A 3,645-nucleotide genomic window follows, 5' to 3' on the forward strand; every position below is an offset into this window, starting at 1 on the left:
CGGCCGGGGCCGGCACGCTGCCGCGGGCGACGACGGAGCCGTCCTCCCCCACGACGAGCGCGGCGATCTTGGTGCCGCCGATGTCGATCCCCGCCAGCCCGGTTCGCGGACGCGGCCGACCGTCGATGGGCACAGTGGTGCCCTGTTCCTGACCGATCATGCTCAGCGTCCGCCCAGTCCTGCCATCGCGATGCCCTTGACCAGGTGCTTCTGCAGCACGATCACGAGCACGGTGGTCGGGATCATCGAGATGATCGCCGCCGCCATCTGCAGGTCCCAGCGAGTGCCGGTGAGACCGGCGAAGCTGGCCAGTCCGACCGGCAGCGTGCCGTGGGCGTTGTAGTCGACCGTCACGATCAGCGGCCACAGGTAGCTGTTCCAGAACGACAGGAACGTGAACACCGCGAGCACCGCGACGGCCGACTTCGACAGCGGGAGGATGATCTGCAGGAACGACCGGACGGGACCGGCGCCGTCGACGCGTGCCGCCTCCTCCAGCTCATAGGGGATCCCGCGGAAGAACTGCCGCATGAGGAAGGTCCCGAAGGCGCCGAACGCGAACGGCAGGATGAGCGCCTGGTATGTGTCGACCCAGTTGAACCACTGCATGACCTGGAACATCGGGATCACGAGCACCTCGGCCGGCACCATGAGCGTGGCGAGGAAGAGCACGAACACGGCGTCGCGCCCCTTCCACCGCAGCCGCCCGAACGCGTACCCGGCGGTGGTCGAGACCACCAGCACGACCAGCGTGCCGCCGACCGCCACGATGAACGAGTTCATGATGTACGTCAGGAACGGCCCGTAGGCGAACACGTCGACGAAGTTGCTCCAGCGGATCTCCGAGCCGACGAGCGTCGGCGGCATGGAGAACATCTCGGAGTTGGGCTTGAGGGCCGAGAAGAACGCGTACACGAGCGGCGCGATGAAGATGAGCGCGGCGATGTAGATGCAGACGTGCGCGAGCACCAGACGGAGGCGGGCACCCGGAGTCGTGGAGGCTCCGCGAGCCTTCTCGCGCTCACGCTCGCGGTCGCGGCGCGACGCGGGGCCGGCGGGGCGGACGAGGGTCTCAGTGCTCATAGTGCACCCACTTCTTCTGCGCGGCGAACTGGAGGCCGGTGATCGCGATGATGATGGCGAACAGGATCCAGGCGGCGGCGGCCGCGAGGCCGAGGTCGCCGAACGTGAAGCCCTGCTCCCAGATGTACATCACGAGCGGCTTGGTGGCGTTGCCCGGGCCGCCGCCGGTGAGCATCTGCGGCTGCACGAACACCTGCAGCGAGGTGATCATCGTCATGATGGTGGCGAAGAAGATCGACGGCGAGATCATCGGGATGATGATGCTCCACACGCGGCGGAAGCCCTGCGCGCCATCGATGCTGGCCGCCTCGAGCACGCTCTCGGGGAGCTGCTCGAGAGCCGCCGAGAAGATCAGCATGTTGTAGCCGAGGCCCTGCCAGACGCTCATCACGACGACCATGATCATGGCCCAGGAGGGATCGGCGAGGAAGTTCGGCAGCTCGATCCCGAACCAGCTGACCGAGAGGCCGTTGAAGAGGCCCTGCGGCTGCAGCATCATCTTCCACACCAGCACGTTGGCGACCATCGGCGTCACGACCGGGATGAAGAAGAGCACGCGCAGGGCGCCGCGACCGCGGATCCGCGGTCCGAGTCCGAGAGCGAGCACGAGCGAGAGGGCGACGCTCAGTGGCACGTACAGCAGCGTGTACACCGCCGAGTTCCGCAGCGCCGGCCAGAAGTCGGGGCTGCTGGTGAACAGCTTGACGTAGTTGTCCACCCCGTTGAAGGTCCGCTCGCCGAAGGTCGGCCAGTCGAAGACGCTCATCACGATCGACAGCCCGACGGGCACGATCGTGAACAGGGCGAGGCCCACCAGGGCCGGGCTTGCGAAACCCAGCGCCTGGCGGCCCTCGACCTTGGCGAGCGATCCTCGACGTGTCGTCGTGATCGTCATCTCTTGTCTTTCTCTGTTACTGCTGCGGCGGCCGGAGCCGGGTCACTCGCCGAACTGCGCCTGGGCGTTCGACAGCAGCTCCTCCATCGTCATCTGGCCGTTGTAGACGCTGACGAGGTTGGGCTGGATGTAGCTGTCGAGCTTCTGCCAGCTCTTGGTCATGTACAGCGGGACGGTGTCGGCGAACGCGGCCTCGAACACCGACTGCACCTGGTCGCGGTACTGCTCGTCGATCGACTCGAAGTACAGCGGCTGCGAGGAGGTGCGCGCGGGGTACGAGCGGCCGGACGACGCGATGTAGTCCTGCGCGTCCTCACCCACCAGCGAGCCGAGGATCTTAAGTGCGGCCTCCGGGTTCTTGCAGTTGGCGGCGATGCCGTAGCCCGAGCCGAGGATCGGTCCGGGGTTGCCGTCGACGCCCGCGGGCAGCGGCACCATGCCGGCGGCGAAGCCGGACTCGTTGTTGAGGTAGCTGACCGCGTTCCAGGTGCCGTCGACGGCCATGGCCGCGTTGGCGCCGGTGTACTGGTTCTCGCCCCAGCCCGTGTCGGAGGCCGAGGCGACGGGCGCCGCGACCTTCTGCTCGGTGACCAGCCCGGCGTACCAGGTGGCCGCGTCGACGAACGCGTCGTCGTCGATGTGCAGCGTGCCGTCCTCGGAGGCCGGCTGCGTGGCGGAGTACGCGATGGGCATCGACATCCACTGGTAGCCGCCCATGCCCATGCCGAAGCCGTACTTGCCGTCCTTCGTGGCGTCTTCGGCGATCGCGGAGAAGTCGTCGAACGTCCAGCCGATCTCCGGCGTGGCGGCACCGGCGGCGGTCAGCATGTCCTGGTTGTAGTAGACGAGCATGGTGGCCACGTCGAACGGCACGCCGTAGACCTTGCCCTCGAAGCTGAGGATGCCGTCGGCGCTCGGGTTGAACTCCGACCAGTCGATCCCGGCCGTCTCGAGGTCCTTCTCGCTCAGCTCGCGGAAGCCGCCCGTGTAACCGCCGAGCTGCGCGCCGCTCATCCCGGTGATGCACGCCATGTTGCCGCTGGCCATGTTGGTCGTCAGCTTCGTGAAGAAGTCGCTCCAGGGCGACGTCTGCAGTTTGATGGTGATGTCGGGGTTCTGCTTCTGCGCGAACTCGATCTGCGCCTCGAGCGCATCGACGTCGGACTCGCTGCCCGCCCACATGTCGACGACGATGGTGTCGCCGTCGGCGGAGCCTCCGGAGCCGCCCGTGCTGGCACAACCGGTCATCGCCACGGCGACGCCCGTGACAGCGGCGACAGCCCCCACACGCAACTTCTTCATTGAATGCCTCCTGAGAAGGGAAAGGTTATTTCGCGGGTCGAATTAACCTAATAGGATTTCGTATGAAGTGAGGCTTTCATAGTTCGGAGAGTGCCGCAAGCTGAACATCCGATGTTTATCGGACGGTGATTCGGCGTCACCTCCCCGAAACACGACACTCCCCCGCTACGCTGACGATGCTCCGAGACGAAGGGCTCCCATGACGAACCCCGCCGACACCCCCGTCGACGACCCGCACACGCGGCGCATCCTCGACCTCGTCGCGCGCGGTCAAGCCCGCTCCCGCTCGGAGCTGGCGGCGACGATGGGCGTCGCCGCGTCCACGGTCGGACTCCGCGTGCAGGCGCTGCTCGACGCCGGCGTGC

Annotated in this window: 4 protein-coding genes; 1 reads left to right on the forward strand and 3 read right to left on the reverse strand. The window is 66.8% G+C overall.

The annotated features are described in order from the left end of the window. Nucleotides 1-162: 162 nt before the first annotated feature. From DW309_RS01590 to DW309_RS01600, 3 genes are read right to left on the reverse strand one after another with little or no spacing between them, the layout of a single operon-like run. Nucleotides 163-1,083, reverse strand: coding sequence for a carbohydrate ABC transporter permease (locus tag DW309_RS01590; protein ID WP_136044355.1), 921 nt, complete (start codon nucleotides 1,081-1,083; stop codon nucleotides 163-165). Next, nucleotides 1,073-1,978, reverse strand: coding sequence for a carbohydrate ABC transporter permease (locus DW309_RS01595; protein ID WP_136034945.1), 906 nt, complete (start codon nucleotides 1,976-1,978; stop codon nucleotides 1,073-1,075). The genes DW309_RS01590 and DW309_RS01595 overlap by 11 nt, the downstream gene beginning before the upstream one ends. A 42-nt stretch (nucleotides 1,979-2,020) precedes the next feature. Next, on the reverse strand, nucleotides 2,021-3,280 hold the full coding sequence (locus DW309_RS01600) for an ABC transporter substrate-binding protein (protein WP_136044356.1): 1,260 nt from the start codon (nucleotides 3,278-3,280) through the stop codon (nucleotides 2,021-2,023). Nucleotides 3,281-3,479: 199 nt separating this feature from the next. On the opposite strand from DW309_RS01600, the gene DW309_RS01605 reads away from it, so the two are divergent. After that, nucleotides 3,480-3,645, forward strand: a 166-nt coding sequence (locus DW309_RS01605) for a winged helix-turn-helix domain-containing protein (protein WP_136044357.1), incomplete at its 3' end; no start/stop codon positions are given.

It is taken from the genome of Microbacterium sp. K41 (assembly GCF_004794395.1).
Classification (GTDB): domain Bacteria; phylum Actinomycetota; class Actinomycetes; order Actinomycetales; family Microbacteriaceae; genus Microbacterium; species Microbacterium sufflavum.